The 19680-nt window shown below is 33.9% G+C and carries 13 protein-coding genes; 7 read left to right on the top strand and 6 right to left on the bottom strand.

What is annotated here, in order from left to right:
- Positions 1–276: 276 nt before the first annotated feature.
- The 4 genes from F6K40_RS05050 to F6K40_RS05035 form a co-directional block, all read right to left on the bottom strand.
- Entirely contained in the window at positions 277–426 is a 150-nt protein-coding gene (locus F6K40_RS05050; RefSeq protein WP_293132254.1) for a hypothetical protein, read from the bottom strand.
- Between the two features lie 23 nt (positions 427–449).
- On the bottom strand, positions 450–2336 hold the full coding sequence (locus F6K40_RS05045) for a ComEA family DNA-binding protein (RefSeq protein ID WP_293132251.1): 1887 nt from the start codon (positions 2334–2336) through the stop codon (positions 450–452).
- A 4-nt stretch (positions 2337–2340) separates the two neighbouring features.
- Complete coding sequence (locus F6K40_RS05040) at positions 2341–2931, bottom strand: hypothetical protein (RefSeq protein WP_293132248.1); 591 nt, start codon at positions 2929–2931, stop codon at positions 2341–2343.
- 662 nt (positions 2932–3593) lie between these two features.
- Positions 3594–4373, bottom strand: a complete 780-nt coding sequence (locus tag F6K40_RS05035) for a hypothetical protein (protein WP_293132245.1) — start codon at positions 4371–4373, stop codon at positions 3594–3596.
- 1076 nt (positions 4374–5449) lie between these two features.
- Between F6K40_RS05035 and F6K40_RS05030 the strand changes: the two genes are divergently transcribed.
- Positions 5450–5896: a hypothetical protein gene (locus tag F6K40_RS05030; protein WP_293132242.1), complete on the top strand. Its 447-nt coding sequence runs from the start codon at positions 5450–5452 to the stop codon at positions 5894–5896.
- 632 nt (positions 5897–6528) lie between these two features.
- Here the strand turns inward: F6K40_RS05030 and pdxA are convergent.
- Positions 6529–7572 (bottom strand): 4-hydroxythreonine-4-phosphate dehydrogenase PdxA, encoded by a 1044-nt coding sequence (pdxA, locus tag F6K40_RS05025; protein ID WP_293132239.1) that lies wholly within the window; start codon positions 7570–7572, stop codon positions 6529–6531.
- Positions 7573–7619: 47 nt separating this feature from the next.
- Between pdxA and petM the strand changes: the two genes are divergently transcribed.
- From petM to F6K40_RS04995, 6 genes are all read left to right on the top strand, one after another.
- Entirely contained in the window at positions 7620–7721 is a 102-nt protein-coding gene (gene petM, locus F6K40_RS05020) for a cytochrome b6-f complex subunit PetM (protein ID WP_063823346.1), read from the top strand.
- Between the two features lie 1863 nt (positions 7722–9584).
- The gene (locus F6K40_RS05015; protein ID WP_293132236.1) at positions 9585–10562 is read left to right on the top strand and encodes an SDR family oxidoreductase; all 978 of its coding nucleotides are present in this window, start codon (positions 9585–9587) and stop codon (positions 10560–10562) included.
- 568 nt (positions 10563–11130) lie between these two features.
- Complete coding sequence (locus F6K40_RS05010) at positions 11131–12048, top strand: NAD(+) kinase (protein WP_293132233.1); 918 nt, start codon at positions 11131–11133, stop codon at positions 12046–12048.
- A gap of 932 nt (positions 12049–12980) precedes the next feature.
- Entirely contained in the window at positions 12981–13676 is a 696-nt protein-coding gene (gene nblR, locus F6K40_RS05005) for a response regulator transcription factor NblR (protein ID WP_293132230.1), read from the top strand.
- Positions 13677–14523: 847 nt separating this feature from the next.
- Positions 14524–15054, top strand: a complete 531-nt coding sequence (locus tag F6K40_RS05000; protein ID WP_293132227.1) for a DUF192 domain-containing protein — start codon at positions 14524–14526, stop codon at positions 15052–15054.
- 1781 nt (positions 15055–16835) lie between these two features.
- Positions 16836–17063 (top strand): DUF2949 domain-containing protein, encoded by a 228-nt coding sequence (locus tag F6K40_RS04995; protein ID WP_293132224.1) that lies wholly within the window; start codon positions 16836–16838, stop codon positions 17061–17063.
- A 387-nt stretch (positions 17064–17450) separates the two neighbouring features.
- Here the strand turns inward: F6K40_RS04995 and F6K40_RS04990 are convergent, their stop codons facing one another.
- The gene (locus tag F6K40_RS04990) at positions 17451–18608 is read right to left on the bottom strand and encodes a pyridoxal-phosphate-dependent aminotransferase family protein (RefSeq protein ID WP_293132221.1); all 1158 of its coding nucleotides are present in this window, start codon (positions 18606–18608) and stop codon (positions 17451–17453) included.
- Between the last annotated feature and the right edge of the window lie 1072 nt (positions 18609–19680).

Raw genomic sequence — 19680 nt, 5'->3', positions numbered from 1 at the left:
AAAATTTTCAAAAGTGGAAAGGTGCAAAAAGATAAATGATTACTCCATGGCAAATATTTCGGGAATTTTTGTCATTGCCACAGTCGGAAAATTTCCAGATTTTTGCATTTTGCCGATAATTTCTAGACTTGCCTAGCAAATTTTCAAAAGTGGAAAGATGGAAAAAGAGAAACGATTACTCCATGGCAAATATTTCTGGGATTTTTGAATTTTGCCGAGAATTTCTAAGTTGCCTTGAAAATTTTCAAAAGTGGAAAGGTGCAAAAAGATAAATGATTACTCCATGGCAAATATTTCTGAGATTTTTGTCATTCCCACCGTCGGAAAATCTCCCGATTTTTGAATTTTGCCGAGAATTTCTAGAGTTGCCTTGAAAATTTTCAAAAGTGGAAAGGTGCAAAAAGATAAATGATTACTCCATGGCAAATATTTCTTTTACCTTTGTTACTTCAATCAGAAAAACTAATTTCACCCTTATCAAGTTTTTCTTGGAGTTTTGCTTTTACATTATCAGTAAATTTAAGATCAGATACAAGATGAGCTAAATCTCTATAAGGATTACCTTTTCTATTTTTTATTAGCTTTTGAATAGTTGTTTTCTTAACACCCGAACCTCTAAATGCAGTTCTTAATTCTGATTCATTTGCTGTATTAATGTTAATTCCAGTTTTTGAAGGTGCTGGAGTTGGTGGAGGTGGTTCTTTTTCACCAGAAATGTTGGTATTAACTCCAGGTGCTGGAGTTGGAGTAGGTGGTTCTTTTTCACCAGAAATGTTGATATTAATTTCAGGTGCTGGAGTAGGTTGATTTGTTGGAGGTGGTAGTTCTTTATCTGCTTGAATAAATTCAATATTTTTCGACTTTAACTTTTTTGCTAAAAGTGACGGACATGAAGGAGCAATCATAAAAGCTAAGTCTGGAAGAGTATCATCTGAAGGATGTGAATTAAATTCAAAATCATCTAACCAATCACTAAATATTTGTAAGTGAGAACTCAACAATTCATAATTTTTTGCCTCACCAAAACCCCTAGCTACTTGTGTACCATTGTGAAGTAATTCTACATAACAATCTAAAGCGTGTTTTTTTCCTGTTTTCCTACCTGGAATTACTTTTGTAGTTTCAACTGTTGATAATGTATATGCTTTCTTGTTTAAATATTTTTGCCATCTTTCTCGACATTTTGCCTCAACTAATCCACGAGCATCACCTTCAAACTTTTGCTCTGGCATTTCTTTAAAATACTTTTCATGTACCTTCAAGATTTCTCCCCCATAATATTGACAAAATGCCCTTAAATTTTTTGCAGATTCAATAGTAGGTTTCAATGGGATACTTTCAACCTCTTGCCAAGCAACATCAAAATCTTTATATCCCTGATATGCTCCTCTAAACCTTTCATCTATTTTTTGTCTAATGATTCCATGCTCTTTTTCTAAACCCATACTAATAGATATTAAATTCTTAGCAATTAAGCTTTCTAATACAGAGTTTCCTTTAATAATTTGACGGACTCTATTCTGTGTTCCTACCAAGTAAATTAGTAGAGGAATTTTAGACTGATATTCATCATATATCCGCTTTAACAAGTCCTTCAAAATTAGTTGAATATCTTCTATCTCATTACCAGATGTTTTTAACGAATCTAATTCATCTATGAGATATGCAAAAGAAAACCCAGAATCAACTTGATTAATACGGAATATTAAATTGAGAAACAATTTAGCTAAATCTACACCAAGACTTCCAAAAAACCTCAAAAAACTTGCTTCTAAACTATCCTGATTAATTCTCTCCCGATTGAGTTTATCTAATAATCTTTCGTCAGCATCAAAGTCTTTCAAAAATTCTATAGCTTCATCTCTTACTGATGATTCTTGATTCCGTGTTAACCCCCAAAAAGTTTTGCTTAAAATATAACAGTAAAACTTTACTTGAAAATTGTAATTGCTACTTATTGCTGATAACTTATTAAATCCAAACCTAGTAACTACATAATTTTTTTTATCATCAGGTTTATTGATAATTAGCTCCTCTAAATAAGTTAGTAATGAAGTTTTGCCACTACCCAATAGAGCAGTAACAAATCTAGCAGTAAAATATCCTTCTTCAAAGGTCTGACGAATATCATCTTGAAGAAGCTCAGTAATATTAGATACTGGTCTTCCAGACAAACTGTTAGCTGAACATAAACTTCTATTATCTGAAAGAACATCATTTGTTCCTAGTGGTCTGACATCACGTTCAATCCAAATATCTTCAATCAAACCTTCTCCTCCTTTTATCCGTTGCAGAAAGTCTTTCATCATTCTTTTATTCCCTGAATCTTCTGGCATAATTTTAATCTACCCACTCAATAAGTTCTTCATTATCTTCTACTACAGAAAACACAATACCTTCAGACTTTAATCTCTCAAAGTATTTCTTCAAGTTAGATTCAGAAATATTATTTTCCTCCCTAAATTTTTGACAAATTTCTTTACTGAGCATAGCTACAATACCTTCCAGTTCTTGACGCCTTCTTTCTTCAAAATAAAGTTTTTCAAACTTTTCTACAAAAGTCTCAAAATCCATATCTTCATCTGCAACTTTTTGATCTATTCCCCCATACTTTGAAGCCAACTTAAGACAAGACATCAGAGCATTTAAAATTTTCGGTCCTTTAACAGAAGTAAACTCAAATTCTGTTGTTTGTAGATTAATAACCAGAACTTTCATACCCATTTCTGTAATTCTAATTCTATGTCTTTTAGGAGACTCCAATAATCCCTGTTCAAATAAAGCCTCACAAATTTTTGCTGCATTTTTGCCATATTCTTTCGATAATTTAGCTAAATTAATCTTGACAGTTCCTTTTGTCACTGTTCCCTCTGTTAAGTAGGCAAACGTATAAAGCAAATAAAGCAATTGTTCAGTCGAAATTTCTCTCATTAGTCCCTCTTAATTAATTTGATTAATCAATATATTTAATCTTTGCAACAATTCTATAGTTAAAAGTCATAAAATAGTCATGTTTATAACTGAAACAAAACATTTCTAACTTTGACATAGACTATCTCCACAGCTTATCAACTAAGAATGAACCTAAATTTTATCAGAGATAACTCATTCTAATGAATATTTATTTAAACAAATTTTTTGCATAAGCTGAATTTTTATTGAACTATAACATAACTTAGTTGACTCAAAGTCCCTAATTTAAAAGTAATCCTTAAAGTTATTTTTATTGATATTAACATTAATTGGTTAAAATACAATTTAGGACTACATTTAACACTTAGACATTCTCTAGATAATATTTGTTCTCAGCATCAAATTATATAGAAGTAAAAAAATTATCTTTTGGCACTATAGCACTACAAAAAAGTGTTAAAAATTGACCACATTGAAATTCTTTACAACTAATGCCAATTACCAAAAATCATCTTATACTTCCTCAATACTTCAGTTATTAAACAATAAATAAAGTTCAGCCATGTTTTTAACGATTCGTTTTAAAAGAGCAAAAATATCTTATACCTAAGAATCCTACTCCCTACTCCCTAATTTCTCCTCTGAATTAGGTAAAGCTGATGATAGCTACAGACTAATATTCATTCCATATCTCCATCAACTGTATTTGATTCTTGACTCAAATATTCTCCAATTAGTTGGTGAATTTCTCTTAAATCTTCAGCTTCAAAAGACTTAATTAACTTTTCTGCTGCCTTTTTAGGATTCTTAGCAACTACTACCCATAATTCTTTATTTAACTTACCTCCTGGTTGTTGTTCCAACCAATTTTTTACCGCAGTTTTTCCTGATTCAGTAATTTGATAAAAACCTCTTCCGCCACTCTTTGATTGTTCTAACCATCCCAAATGTTCCCATCGTTTTCTCCATAATTGAGCAGTGCTATGAGCATAATCCAATATTTCCCCTATTTTAGATGCGTTTAAAACTTGATTATCTGGACAAGCTTCCACAAGTTTAGAGAATTTATAAAAATAATTCGATGGATTTCCTAAATCTTTAAGTGGATCTTCTGGAATGTCAACTTTTTCTGTTTCAGTTGATTCTATTCCCCCAATTAATTCTTCAATTTCTTTCGGTTCACAACCTAATCCATAAGGTAGTTTAGCACGACATAATTCTTCATAGCTATTAAATGGTTTTCCTTGCTCATCAAGTAATTGCTGATAAGCTGCTGGTTGTTTCATTAATTCACGCCATGCTTTTAATTGTTCTGCATTAGCAACTATACTTTTTTTCAGAACAGATTGTAGTTTTAACTTAATCGCAAGTGCCCATTGTGGTGTTCCAGGAGTTGTGCTAATTCCTCCTGTTTTCCCTAAAGTTTCATAATCCATTTTTACCTGCATAGAAAAAGACATTTTCTTCTAGGTTATCTCAGATAATTTTTGAGTTTTTAAGCATTTTATTTCTTGTTTGCTCATGCTTTAGTAGGTATATTTTTAGGTATTAATTTTTTCCTATATTTCCTAATTTTTTCCTAGAAGATGAGCTGAAACAAAATTTTATTAGCAAGTATTTTTACCTAACAAAAAAAATTGTCGGATTCTTTGTACTAGCTATTTGTATTTTTTCTATTTTAGATTATAGATTGATTAAGTCAACTACTCTAGGGGCAGGTATACGAGGAGTCAGAAGTCAGGAGTTAAATTTTTTCTGTAACTATATTTGAAAATCTCCAATACAGTAATGGCGACTCTGTATTATCTCGGCCATTTACCCAAACTTCAAAAAAGGTAAGCTATTCCCCATTTAAACTAATGTGACTTAGACTAAAGGCAGTCATAAAATAGCGTTTAATCTATATAGGGAAAATTTTCAGTTCAAAAATGTATAGGTTTAATAAGGTATAGCAGTCGAAGCAAAGCGCCTGGAAATTACTAAATGCTGACGAGCGTTAGCATCTGGTTAAGAAGCAATAACGTACCAAAAATTCACTCAAAGGTTATTTCTGACTTTTAACTTCTGAAAAAGGGCGCTCCCGAAGAGTGAAAAACTATAATACTTATAGGGTAAAGATTCAATAAAATAGTCATTAGGAAGACAAAACTTACTTATGAAAAAAACTATCAAGAGACTAGAATTTAATGGTATTTTGATCTTAATTGAAATCAGTCATTTTCATAAAGATAAAAAGTCTCTTGAAAGTAAGTATTCTGGATTTCTAGTTGATTCATAAGATACTTTCAACTCTTGGGAAATAAAAATTTAATCCATTAATTTTAATTTAAAGTGTACTTGTTATCAACCTGGTAATTTTCATTTTTAATATCCGTCTTTATTGGGTTTTAATAATAAATTTTGGTATACAAGAGTGTCGATCAAGGTACACTTTCAAGAAAGATAAATTAGGAATTACTTTTAAAGGGGAACATGGGAGAGCAGGTTCTTATATTTATCAAAATTATTGAGCCATTCTTAAGAAAATAAAAGTCCTATGAAAAAAAATCGTAAAGAGAATAGACTAGAATTTCATGGCATTTTGAACCTCATTGAAATTAGTTATTTTCATCAAGATAAAAAGCATCTTCAAAGTAAGTATTCTGGATTTCTAGTTTATTCAGAAGATACTTTAAACTCTTGGGATACTTTAATAGATTGGGAAATTAAAGTTGATGGATTAAATTTTAATTTAAAGTATGATTCTATTGGTCGTAAACCTTCTAGTTATTTTCATTTTTCATCTCCGTTAGATTTGGTTTTGATAATAGATTTTGGTATAGCAACCTGTCTGCCAAGATACACTGTCAAGAAAGATCTATTAGGAATTACTTTTGAAGGGGAACATGGGAGAACAGGCTCTTATATTTATCAAGATTCTTTGCCTATTATTATGGAAAAACCCTTCAGGGTGACAAGGAAGATCAAAAGCTTTGGGATTTAATATATTCCTCTGTTTTTATAACTTTAAAAAAGAGGAAAAAGTAATTGAGAGGTTTCACATAATTAAAAGTATAGTTCAACAATTAATAATTAGGGTTTGCTGAAAAAGTATTTTTGCTCTTTGTAGTAGTCAGTAGTCAGTAGAAATGGGAATGAGTGAGGAGTTAGGAGTTAGAATTGTTCCTCAATTTCTCTGTCCAACTATGCGTCTAAAATACTAACATTTTGAGGCTTTTCAACTCAAAATCTCCCACTTTTTCCATACTTAAAAATGCTAAAAGCTTGAGCTGTAAACACTTTCAGGTTTAATCAGCAGAGCAATAATTAATAATTACCTATTCCTAAAAGGTAGAGAATTGACCAAAAAGAAAAAAAATATTTCTCTTTGAGCTAGAGTAAGTTGAATAAACTAAATTGATCTTATCTCAATCCTTTTTGTTAAACTCGCCCCTACAATTTTTTTCAACATCAACATTTAAGAGCTGATTTGTAAACTTCGCTAAAAGTATTATATTACCTAGCTTTTAGCAATTAGGGGGTTACTTGAAAATAACTCCTAAAACTTAAGTATAGCAAGTGATTCAGCGCCTTAATATTTACTTTATAAATCAGCTCTAAGTTATTTTTCAGCATTTAATTAATTCTCTGTAAAATTAACTCTTTCCCTAACTTTATTGCTGCCTTCATACTCGTAGCATCAGCAATACCTTGACCAGCTATATCAAATGCTGTACCATGATCAGGGGAAGTCCTAATAAAAGGTAAACCAATCGTAGTATTAACAGCCAAATCAAAAGCCATTAACTTTACTGGAATTAAACCTTGGTCATGGTAAAGAGCCAAATAAGCATCATAAGTCTTTGCTGCCAAACCTAACCAAGCTTGACCAGGTTTAACCCACATCGTATCCGGTGGTACTGGCCCATCAAGCTCTATATCCCGTCGGCGATCGCTTTCCTTCTCCAACCAAGGAATTAACCAATCCTTCTCTTCCGTTCCTAATTGCCCATTTTCTCCACTGTGAGGATTTAAACCAGCAACAGCAATTTTTGGTCTAGAAATACCAAAATCTTTTTGTAAACTTTCCACCAATAATTCTAATTTCCAACTCATTAACTCCGGCGTTAGAGCTAGTGGTACTTGACTTAATGGTATATGTGTGGTAGCAAGAAGCGAACGAAGTACAAAATTACTGTGGGGCGAACAGGCCACAAATAACATCCCAAACTTTTTGACTCCTGCTTTTTCTGCTAAAAGCTCCGTTTGGCCAGGATATTTATGACCAGCCATCTGCCAACAAGTCTTAGAAATAGGAGCAGTGACAATACCTTCAAACTCTCCAGCTAAAGTCTGGGCGATCGCCTTCTCCATGTAACAAAAACTAGCTTCCCCACTCACAGCATTACCTTTACCCAGACAAATATCTTCCAGTTTTCCATCAAACTCTACATCTAAAATTTTCAAACTTTCCCAATTGACAACCTTTTCCAGAGATAGTTGTTGATAGGTTTCTTGCAAAATTTGAGGACTGCCCACTATTGTCAAATCACAATTTTCTGTAACACTTGGATCTGCTAAAGCCTTCAGAACTATTTCTGGCCCTATACCTCCAGGGTCTCCCATTGTCACTGCTAAACGGGGAATTGTATTTTTTATTTCAATTAAAAGTTTCTTCATAATCCTTTAAAATACAGATACATTTTGTATAGGAGTATTTTAAGAACATGAGTGGTGAAATTTTCAATGCAGCGATTTTGTCTTTTTCTGTAATCTTGATTGGTTTAGCAGGAGGTTTCCTCTTACTTAAATTACAAGGTGGCGAATAATTAGAGTTTGCTGAAAAAAGCAGAGGGTTTGAAGAGTGGGGAGTGTGGGAAGTTTAGGTCGTAAATGTAGCGAAGCTTAACGCACCGAAATATTAGACATTTCTAATTATTGCTCTGCTGATTAAATTTAAAAGCATTGATATATAAAGGTAAGTGCCTTTTTGGAATGAAAAAAAGTGCAAATTGTTCAGCTTGAGTGACCAAAAAGTTAGGACTTTGGACAGACAAGCATATAAAGAAACAGGTACATCAGCTACATTTATTTCTCCTACTTTCTCTTTCTTCCCACACTCCCCACACTCTGCTTTTTCGAGCAAAGCCTACTTAGTAGGAAAATTTCACTATATTATCTATCTCCCGTGCTTGGGTGCTTCAGAAAATGTATTGACTATTGCTCCATACGCAATAGAGGAAAAATTTCACTATTCATCTCCCATGACCGGGTGCTTCATAAAATGAATTAACTATTGCTCTATACGCAATAGAAGAGAAAATTTCACTATTTATCTCCCATGACTGGGTGCTTCAGAAAATAAATTGCCATTCATTTCTCATGCTGGAGTGCTTCACAAAATGAATTGACTATTGCTCTATACGCAATAGAGGAAAAATTTCACTATTCATCTCCCATGACTGGGTGCTTCAGAAAATAAATTGACTATTGCTCTATACGCAATAGAGGAAAAATTTCACTATTCATCTCCCATGACTGGGTGCTTCAGAAAATAAATTGCCATTCATTTCTCATGCTGGAGTGCTTCACAAAATGAATTGACTATTGCTCTATACGCAATAGAGGAAAAATTTCACTATTCATCTCCCATGACTGGGTGCTTCATAAAATGAATTGACGATTGCTCTATACGCAATAGAGAAAAATTTCACTATTTATCTCCCATGACTGGGTGCTTCATAAAATGAATTGACTATTGCTCTATACGCAATAGAAGAGAAAATTTCACTATTTATCTCCCATGACTGGGTGCTTCAGAAAATAAATTGCCATTCATTTCTCATGCTGGAGTGCTTCAGAAAATGAATTGACTGTTGCTCTATACGCAATAGAGGAAAATTTCACTATTTATCTCCCATGACCGGGTGCTTCATAAAATGAATTGACTATTGCTCTATACGCAATAGAAGAGAAAATTTCACTATTTATCTCCCATGACTGGGTGCTTCAGAAAATAAATTGCCATTCATTTCTCATGCTGGAGTGCTTCACAAAATGAATTGACTGTTGCTCTATACGTAATAGAGGAAAATTTCACTATTTATCTCCCATGACCTGGTGCTTCATAAAATGAATTGACTATTGCTCTATACGCAATAGAAGAGAAAATTTCACTATTTATCTCCCATGACCTGGTGCTTCATAAAATGAATTGACTATTGCTCTATACGCAATAGAAGAGAAAATTTCACTATTTATCTCCCATGACTGGGTGCTTCAGAAAATAAATTGCCATTCATTTCTCATGCTGGAGTGCTTCACAAAATGAATTGACTGTTGCTCTATACGCAATAGAGGAAAATTTCACTATTTATCTCCCATGACCTGGTGCTTCATAAAATGAATTGACTATTGCTCTATACGCAATAGAGGAAAATTTCACTATTTATCTCCCATGACTGGGTGCTTCATAAAATGAATTGACTGTTGCTCTATACGCAATAGAGGAAAATTTCACTATTTATCTCCCATGACTGGGTGCTTCATAAAATGAATTGCCATTCATTAACGCAAATGGACTACAAAAAATTAAAAATGTAAATTTCACTCAAAATGTTAAGTTTTGTAAAAAAATGAGATAAACTTGCTAAAGTGATTAATGACTCTTTAATATAAGTAACAAAACTTTTATGAAACTATTAATTTTAGGAGCTACTGGTACTCTTGGTAGACAAATAGTACGTCACGCCTTAGATGAAGGTTATGAAGTACGGTGTTTAATCAGAAGTTATACTAGAGCATCCTTCCTAAAAGAGTGGGGAGCCGAACTAATAGGAGGAAATCTCTGTAAACCTAAAAGTCTAATACCCGCCTTAGAAGGAATTGATGCAGTCATAGATGCTTCAACTTCAAGACCAACAGACTCTTTAAGCATTAAACAAGTAGACTGGGATGGAAAAGTATCACTAATTCAAGCCCTAGTAGCTCAAGGTGTACAACGTTTCATATTCTTCTCATTTTTAAATGCAGAAAAATACCCCCAAGTTCCCCTTCTAGAAATTAAGCGATGTACAGAACTTTTTATTGCTGAATCTGGCTTAAAATACACAATATTAAAACCCTGTGGCTTCTTACAAGGATTAATCGGTCAATATGCAGTGCCAATTTTAGATAAGCAAGCAGTTTGGGTACCTGGTCAAGGAACAGCTATTGCATACATGGACACTCAAGACATTGCTAAATTTGCTATCCGCGCTCTTTCAGTTCCTGAAACAGAAAATAAAAGTTTTCCAGTAGTAGGTCCTCGTGCTTGGGATGCCAATGAAATTATTCGGATGTGTGAACGACTTTCGGGTGAAAAGGCCAAAATAACTCGTACTAACATTAACCTATTGCGTCTATTCCGTCAGTTAACCAGATCATTTCAATGGGGTTGGAATGTAGCAGATAGACTAGCTTTTGCAGAAGTATTAGCTAGTAATCAGTCTTTAACAACTTCAATGGATGACGTTTATCCTGTATTTGGCATTAATCCCGAAGAAATAACCACCTTAGAATCTTATCTACAAGAATACTATAGTCGGATTATGAAAAAATTGAAGGAAATAGAATACGAACAAGCCAAACTAGGAAAAACAACCTCTAAAAATAAACCTTTCTTCTTCTAAAGTTTCTCAAACCAATTCACTTTAAAGATGTCACAAATAGTTTCAAACTATACAAACTATAATATTTGAAATAATTTCCTGAAATTACTGGAGCGTCAAAATTATGATTCTATAAAATCTGACTTTTGAGTTTTGAGTTTTGACTTCCGTGAAACGGTATCATAAACATTCAAAAGAAATATAGTCTTATATAATTAAATATCGTCTTTTGTCTCCAGAAATTTAGGCAAATATTGAGATAATCTAACTTTGTTGTTAATAATAGAAAATCAAACAATCCTCAAGAGTCAATGCTCTGATTTTAATAGGGTGAAATTCCTGGACTGATACGCTACCTCTAGACACATAAGAACCTACGTTAAAGCCTCTGTCAGTTTGACCAAGTAGAAATTGAATCAGGCAGATCATCATTCAAAGAGGAAAAGAAAAAGCACCTACCTTTTCTCTTTGACCATGAAATAGAGGGTTTTGTAGTTCACCCAGTCAGGGTAACACTGGCAAAATAAGGATATGTCTTATGTGACTATATTTTTATTAACTATAACCATCCCGAACTAGATTTTTTCGAGTGTCAAAAATAGGAATCATTTATAACGATGCTAAACCTGTAGCTTGTCGCATAACTAATGAATTAAAAGACAAGCTAGAAGCTTATGGCTATAATGTTCATCTTACCATTGGGGCTAAGGGAATCTTAGGTTCTCCTAGTCTAGAACGTCCTGTCTGTTATACTCCCATAGACCAGGTAGTTCCCTCTGGTTTTACAAAGGATATGAAATTTGCCATTGTCTTAGGAGGAGATGGCACTGTTCTATCTGCATTTCGTCAAGCAGCACCTTCCCATATCCCACTTTTAACTGTAAATACAGGTCATATGGGTTTCTTGACTGAAACTTTTGTCAATCAGTTATACCCAGCGATCGAACAAATTTTAGCTGGAAACTATGAAATAGAAGAACGGACAATGCTAGAAGTACGTCTGTTCCGAAATGATGAGTTATTGTGGGAAGCTCTCTGTTTAAATGAAATGGTTTTGCATCGGGAACCGATGACTTCTATGTGCCATTTTGAAATTAAAATTGGTAGGCACGCTCCTATAGATATTGCTGCTGACGGTATTATTATTTCTACTCCCACTGGTTCTACTGCTTATTCTTTATCTGCAGGTGGTCCTGTTGTTACTCCAGGAGTTCCAGTTTTGCAGCTCTCACCTATTTGTCCCCATTCTCTTGCATCGCGGGCTCTAGTTTTTGCTGATACTGAACCTGTAACTGTTTTTCCAGCAAGTCCAAATCGTCTGATGATGGTTGTAGATGGTAATGGAGGATGTTACGTTCTGCCAGAAGATAGGATACGGGTGAAACAATCAGATTATAAAGCACGTTTTATTCGACTTAAACCACCGGAGTTTTTTCATATTCTCCGAGAGAAACTGGGATGGGGACTACCACATATTGCCAAGCCAACTTCTGTGGAACTGCCGTGATATCCTCCCAAAACTGACCTCTACCAGATACCGAATAATTAATAATTAATAATTAATAATAAAATAATTCACCTTTAAAACCTCCCCAATAAAGGGGAAAAAGTGGTCGTTAACGCAGTTTCCCGTAGGGTGGGATGGATGGATGACCGGCGCCAGATCCAATCACCAACGCGAGAAATAAATTTTTTCCTTTTAGTCAATCCTCTCCCTAAAAAGGAAAGGTAATTATCAATTATCCATTAATGAAAGATTTCTTGTGCTGAAGCTATGTCCCATCTTGAAGAATAAAGCTTGATAAACTCAATTTTTTGCTCAAGCTCAATATAGCATTTTAATCTATTGTTGGCTGGTTTTGATTCTCAGCCTAACACCACCTTACTCTCATTTTTTGTAACGTAACAATTTTCAGTGCTAGACTAACTCAAATGTGCTAAAAAAATCAGGATTATAGTCAACTTCTGCGGGCTGAAGCCACGCAGCTTGGACGGCCCAACGTCTAACTAAGAGTTGGCTAGACTAATAAGCCAAAAACGATAACACCTCTAGGTATTTCCCTAGCCTGGACTATTTGTTGACTTCCTTGGGTCGAAGCACTGCGTAATTGCAGGACACAACGTTTTTGGTGGTAGACGGGACCGTACGGACGTTGATAACAAAAATGCGAACGTCCCTCCCTAATAGGATTATCTCCATGATTAGAGTACCAGTGTAAATTGGCAGCGAATAGGACAATTTTCTCCCAAGAAAGTTAAACTAATTCGTCGGTCAAATAAACTTGGCGTTATTTAACTTGCACTCAAGTTAAAACCTGAGTTTCGCTCCGCGACATGAAACGCCTTTCCTCCACGATGCCAAAAAAGACGTGGATTCCAGGCTCTCGACTACTTCTCTTGAGTAATCTTAAATAAATACATATTAAGTGAGTCAAAGTCATGAGTACCCTAACGGTTGACCAAAATCGTTCCGTCTTAATAATAGAGACTGATGAAATTTTAGCCCAGTATGTGAGTCTAGACTTAAAAGAGTCAGGCTATCATCCAATTGTTGCTACTAACTCTAGTATAGGTTTTCATAGAGCTATGGAGCTTCAACCTGCTTTAATTGTGATTGACCGAATGTTAGCTGGCGAATCTGGACTATCGTTGTGCAGTAATCTGAGAAAAATGGGTAACCAGAAGCCTCTGTTACTTTTGATGGCTCGCGATCAAGTTGAAGATCGTGCTGCTTGTCTAGAGTCTGGAGCTGATGATTATTTTCTCAAACCTTATCGAACTGATGACTTTTTACAATTAATCAGGTTTTATTTGCAACCTAATACATCAGACAAAGACCAGTTGATATTTGGAAATTTGATTTTGGACTTTAATAGTCGGCGGGTCTTTTGTCATGGTCGTAGTATTGAGTTGACTGTGAAAGAATTTGAACTGTTAAAGTTTTTAATGGAGCATCCTCGTGAAGTATTGAGTCGTGAACAGATTTTGGAAAATGTTTGGGGTTATAATTTTTTAGGCGAGTCTAATGTAATTGAGGTTTATATTAGATATTTACGTCTGAAAATTGAGCAAGAAGGTGAGAAGAGATTAATTCAGACTGTCCGTGGTATTGGGTATGTTCTGAGAGAAACTTAGAATTATATATAGCAATCCTCTAATATATTTGTGTATAAAAATCTTACCGCTTTTCGGGAATGGGGAATAGGCAATGGGCAATGGATAAGAGTTTCAGAATTTATTTCTAGTCTATGCAAATTGTTACAACCTATGCGCAGATTGCTATATAACTAGAAGTTGTGATTCCCTTTCACGGAACTCATGCATCAAGTGCGTAATTCTGAGGTTTTATCAGAATGTAAAATGCACATCTGACAGTAAAAAGTCAAAAGTCAAAAGTAATATTTGATGAACTGAAAACTTTGAGGCGCTCATTCAATAATTAACAATTAATAATTAATAATTACCTCTTCTTAAAAAAAAGAGGATTGGTTAAAAAGGAAATTTTTTTCTTTTTTATCCTTTAAACGAGAGGCTTTAGACCTTGATTTTTTTCGGTAATTTCAAGCAATTATTTCACATTATAAGTTTGAAAATATTTTTCAACAATTAATAATTACTTCTTCTTAAAAAAAAGAGGATTGGTTAAAAAGGAAATTTTTTTCTTTTTTATCCTTTAAACGAGAGGCTTTAAACCTTAATTTTTGGGTAATTTCAAGCAATTATTTCATATTATAAGTTTGAAAATATTTTTCAACAATTAATAATTAACAATTACCTCTTTTTGAAAAGAAGAAGATTGACTAATCATGAAAATTTTTTCTTCTCTTCATCGATTGGATATTGTTAGGAAACCCATCCATCCCACCCTTCGGGAAGCTCCGCTAACGACCGCTTTTTTATCCTTAAAAGGAGAGGCTTTAAACCTTAATTATTCGGTAAAATCTTTAAAGTGAATTGGTATTATAAAATTTGAGATAGTATTATGAGTAGTAAGTTTGGTTTATTTAAGTCTGGAATAATTCTGTTTTTGGTTGGCTGTTTGCTACAAATAATATTTGTTAATAAAATTTCACAGGCTATTAGTATTCAAGCTCAAGCTCAACAACCATCAAATTTTCAGGTATCTCAGGAAGGTCAGGTATTGCCAATTACAGCCCAAGCTCAAATATCTGGTCAAACAATTAATTTAGAGGTGGCGAAAACTCCCCAAGAGCAAGCAATGGGTTTGATGTACAGGACTGAGTTAGCTGACGATCAGGGAATGCTATTCTCTTTTGAGCCACCTCGGAAGGTGAGTTTCTGGATGAAAAATTGCAAAATATCCCTTGATATGATATTTATCAGGTCTGGTGTAGTTAAGGCGATCGCTCTTGATGTTCCTCCTTGTTTAGCCGATCCTTGCCCTCTTTACGGATCGGGTGTGCCAGTCGATAGAGTTATTGAAGTGCGGGGAGGACGTACCACGGAATTAGGTTTGAAGGTTGGCGATCAAATAATAATTACTAAAAATTAGATACAGGGAATAGGAAATAGGCGAAGCAACGATTATTTTCAGAAAGAAATCCACCTTAACGAAGTCAGAAATCAGAAGTCAGAAGTCAGAAGTCAGAAGTTGTTTTTATAACGGGGATTAGGGCAACGCTCCAAAAACATTTCGCTTTAAAAGGCGGGGTTTTATACCCAATTTTTTTGATAACTTTACGAGCATTAATACCCCAAATTTTCGGTAAAGTACAAAAATTTTTGATTTTAGGGAATAGCTTAAAAGGGAATAGGAAATAGAAAAGGCTTTGTTGTAATAGCCATAGAAAATCCGTTCCGCTCCGCTTTTCGGTTTTCAGATCCGACATGAAAGGTGAAGTTAGTGGCAGCTATATCACCCTCTTTCTATAGATTGATGCTTTATTCATTTATTGGCCAATAGTTAAATACCTCAAAGGCTTTACAGGTAAAAGTTTCAGCCTTTTTATATCAAAAATTGATGTTTGATTCATTTATTGGACAATAGTTATAGAAGTATGAAGTACAAGGATCTTGGATCTTGTGCAGTAGCTATAAGCTTTCATACAACAAAGCCAATAGAAAAGGGAAAAATACTGTATCTGATTCAATATAAGAACCTGTATATCCTCGTAGAAGAAGAAAATTATGAATTATGTTGACAAAACTTAAAAAAGCTTTTTATTATTTTATTTACTAGGTATATACACTAAGATTATTGTTTGCTATGCTAGAATATCAAATTACATTCATCAACCTAATGTTTTGTTGATTAAAGGGAAAGCTAGCCTTGTTGAGAGTCTATTTTCTGCTTGATTTGATTTAATTAATTGGTGTGAGAAAGATCGAATTTTGTGCTAGTCTAAAAACTTAGCAATTTGTTTTTATGCACAAAAATAACTACAAAAAATTGTTTGTATTGTGGCTAAAAAGATAATATACAAACATTCAAGTAAAGTTACTGTATAATCAAATGACTGAATCAAGGTTCGCCTCATAAGTAGTAACAGTTTTAATAAAACATAACTACTTAAACCCTATACCCGAACTGCTTATGTTTTTTGACTTAAGTAATAATTCAATAGCGAATTTTCTGTAATTTTGACTGGCAGCAATAGTAAGTTAGTTAAAACTTGCTATTAACTAAAATTCAGTCTTTCGTGATTGCTACTTCCTGATTACTGACCACTATTCAAAAATATTTTGTTTCAGTAGGTCAGACTTTTGAGAAGGTTAAAATATCCCCTTTCAAGTCATTGAAAAGCTGACTTCTTTTTCAGCTTCAATGTTTATAAAGCACTGCCGATTAAGGTATTTGATAGTTGTACAAATTGAAAATCTAATTGTAGTAGATTTTTACATAACTATATTAGGTGCATAACTGTCTACAGCGTAGCAGTATATATTTTCAGGAATTCTAATTTCACTAAGACTTATCTAAACTACTAACTAATTTTGCGGAATAACCGGGGTGACTTATGTAGATCCAACCGAAGGAAGTTAAAGCTATCTTGTTGTTTTGATAGATAACTTCCAGCTTTTGTTTAGTTCATCAAAAAAGTTTTTGAATTTGGTTCTAAAAAATTTACAGCTATAGAACAGATCAAAAACTGGCTGATACTCGCTTTATACATAAAAATATTGACTTTATCATAGTCAACAATTGCTTAGTCAAGGTAAAAAATATTAATTCCATTGACTTGCAAATTCTCTCAAATATCTAACGTGTATATTTTATTAAGAATAAGAATTACACAGAAAATGGTCTCTAAAAAAAAGGAGGTGAACAAAAATATGACATCAACAAACTATGCTCGCTTTATCAATTTTTTGCAAAATGAATTATCTATCTCTTCAGCTTCTATAGCAATTGCTGAACGAGCTAGTGTTACTACAGAATTACCATGTCCTCACCCAGACTCTAATGCTTTGTCAATGATTTTGTGGCAATACGGTTTAGTTACTTTAGAACAGTTAGACAAAATATTTGATTGGCTAAAAAACACTTATGATTTTAACTAAACGAAGTGGTTGGGAAATCAACCATTAGTTTAGTAGACTGACACATCTTAAATGGTGCGTTAGATGGGGAGGATGGGGAGGATGGGTAGGGACGTTGCATGCAACGTCCGTACGGGACGGTGGGGAGAAAAAGATACCTATAACCCACATTCCGTTTAAATTTTAAAGGATTGACAGATAAAGATTTTAGCCTTTTTCGGTATTAAAAAAGTACAAGGTTTTAAGCTCTTTAAAGCTCAAAAAGTAAGGATTTTAATTGACGCGAGGCAGAAAAATAAAGGGATAATTCTTCCTCCTGCCTCCTCTAAATTCCTTACTCCTCCAGTCTCGAGTCTCCTGTCTCCTGACTCCTACCCTCACCCATAAGACTTTTTCAGCAAACCCTAATTATGATTCAGTTAAAACTTTAGAAGCAGCAGTTATACCTGCTCCTGGTGTAAAAGATTTATACCCCAACTCTCCCAAAGTAGCTTCTAAAGCAGCAATAGCAGTTAGAATATCTCTTTCACAGACAAAACCCAAATGTCCAATACGGAAAATTTTCCCTTTCAAGTGGTCTTGTCCACCAGCTAAAGCAATATCAAAACGTTTTTTCATAATAGCCCGTACTTTTTCTGCCTCTACTTCTGGTGGAGGCATAACTGCTGTAACAGCAGGACTAGCTACTGCATCTGGACCTAGTAAAGGCAACCCTAAAGCTTTTACTCCTGCACGAGTTGCATTCTTTAAACGCTCGTGTCGAGCAAAAATATTTTCTAATCCTTCAGCTTGCATCATTCTAAGTGTAGCTTGTAAAGCAAAGAATAAATTTACTGGTGGGGTAAAAGGCGTAGTATTTTTAGCTGCATCTTTACGATACTTACCTAAGTCAAGATAGTAACGTGGTAACTTAGCTGTTTCATAAGCAGTCCAAGCTTTAGCTCCCACTGCCACAAAAGCTAAACCAGGAGGTATCATGTAGCCTTTCTGAGAACCAGAAGCAACAACATCAAGACCTAACTCATCTATTGGTAAGTTAACTGCCCCAAGACTGGTGACAGCATCTACTATAATTAAAGCTTCACCATGAGCTTTAACATAATTATTAATAGTTTCAATATCATTCAAAACACCTGTAGAAGTTTCGCTATGGGTAAGAATGACTGCTTTAATTTGCTTGTCTTTATCCGCTTCTAGGTGTTGACGAAATTCTTCCGTGTCTAGAGGTTTGCCCCACTCTGCTGTAATTTTCTCAACATTAAGACCATAAGCTTTGGCCACTTCTGCCCAGCGATCGCCAAATTTACCATTACATCCGCATAGTACGCGATCGCCAGGACTCAGGAAGTTAATCATACCTGCTTCCATAGCTCCAGTACCACTAGATGCTAAAATTAGCACATCATTTTTGGTTTGATGCAGCCATTTGAGGTTTTCTGTTACCTCTGCCATAATTTTGGAAAAGTCACCACTTCTATGGCCTATTGGATGTTTAGCCATTGCTAGTAATGCTGTTTCTGGTACTGGAGTTGGCCCAGGAATCATTAACATCAGTTTATCATCCATTTTTTTCTTCCTTTGTTGTGTTTTACTCTATTGATGTCTATGTTCATTTATACAGAAGTGTGTCACAGAAAAAGCTTAGTTTTTCTTTAAGATTCCTGAACTTTGAAATTCTATAAATTTTGGAAGTTTTCGTATTTTTTTTATTAATTTTCTAATAGTTATTGAATTTTAAGTTATTAATTTTTTTTCGGTAATTTTGACCCGATTTTTTTGATTATAGTTAAGTTTTTTCCTCTAGTCTAAATTCCTGATGAAACTTTCCTTTTAAGGAGAAGTTATACTCAATTTTTCTCAAAAAATTATTGATTCGTCTCTTTGCAAGTATTTTGTATCATGTCTCTTTGAAGATCCACAAGAAATAATTTTAAGGAATACGAAATAGAAAATAGGAGGTAGACAGCAGCGGGAATTATTAAAGATAATATGCTTGAGGTAAGGAGAAGATTTATATTATGGCTAATTAATGAGACTTGATATTAGCTGAAGCATTAAAGATACAATCCACAAGTTGAAATTTTATGGTGGAAAGTTTTGAGTCAACTTAAACTTCAAAAATACTTTTGTCTATTGCCTCTAAGAACCAAAAACTTTTTCACCAAACCCTAGTTGATATAGCCATTAAGTCACCAAGTCGGGAGTCATATCAAATTAGCTTAATTCGGTATAAAAAAACGTTCATTCTTCAATCATTGCTAAATATTTCTAAATTCTCTTCCTCCCTTGGGTCGGCTATCTATTACCCATATCTTTGCTTAACATCAAACTTGACAAAATAGACAAGCTATATTTCAGCAATTAACAGTTAATGATTACCTAAATAATTAAACAATTAGATAATTCAGATTTAAAGCCTCCCCTTTAAAGGTAAAAAAAAATCCTTTTAAGCAATCCTTCTATTACAAAAGAGGTAATTAATTATTAATTATTTAAACTACTTATTTCCTAGACATTTTATTACAACCTCTTCCTATTTCATATCCATAATTTTACCGAAAAAACAAGGTTGAAACCCTCTCCTTTCAAGGAGAAAAAAATCCTGTTAATTAATAATTACCTCTTCTTTTTAAGAAGA

Origin of the sequence: Okeania sp. SIO3I5, from assembly GCF_010672085.1 — a bacterium.
In the GTDB taxonomy this organism is placed as follows: Bacteria; Cyanobacteriota; Cyanobacteriia; order Cyanobacteriales; family Microcoleaceae; genus Trichodesmium.
The sequence above is the reverse complement of the archived record's forward strand: the minus strand, read 5'-3'. Positions and strand labels throughout refer to the sequence as shown.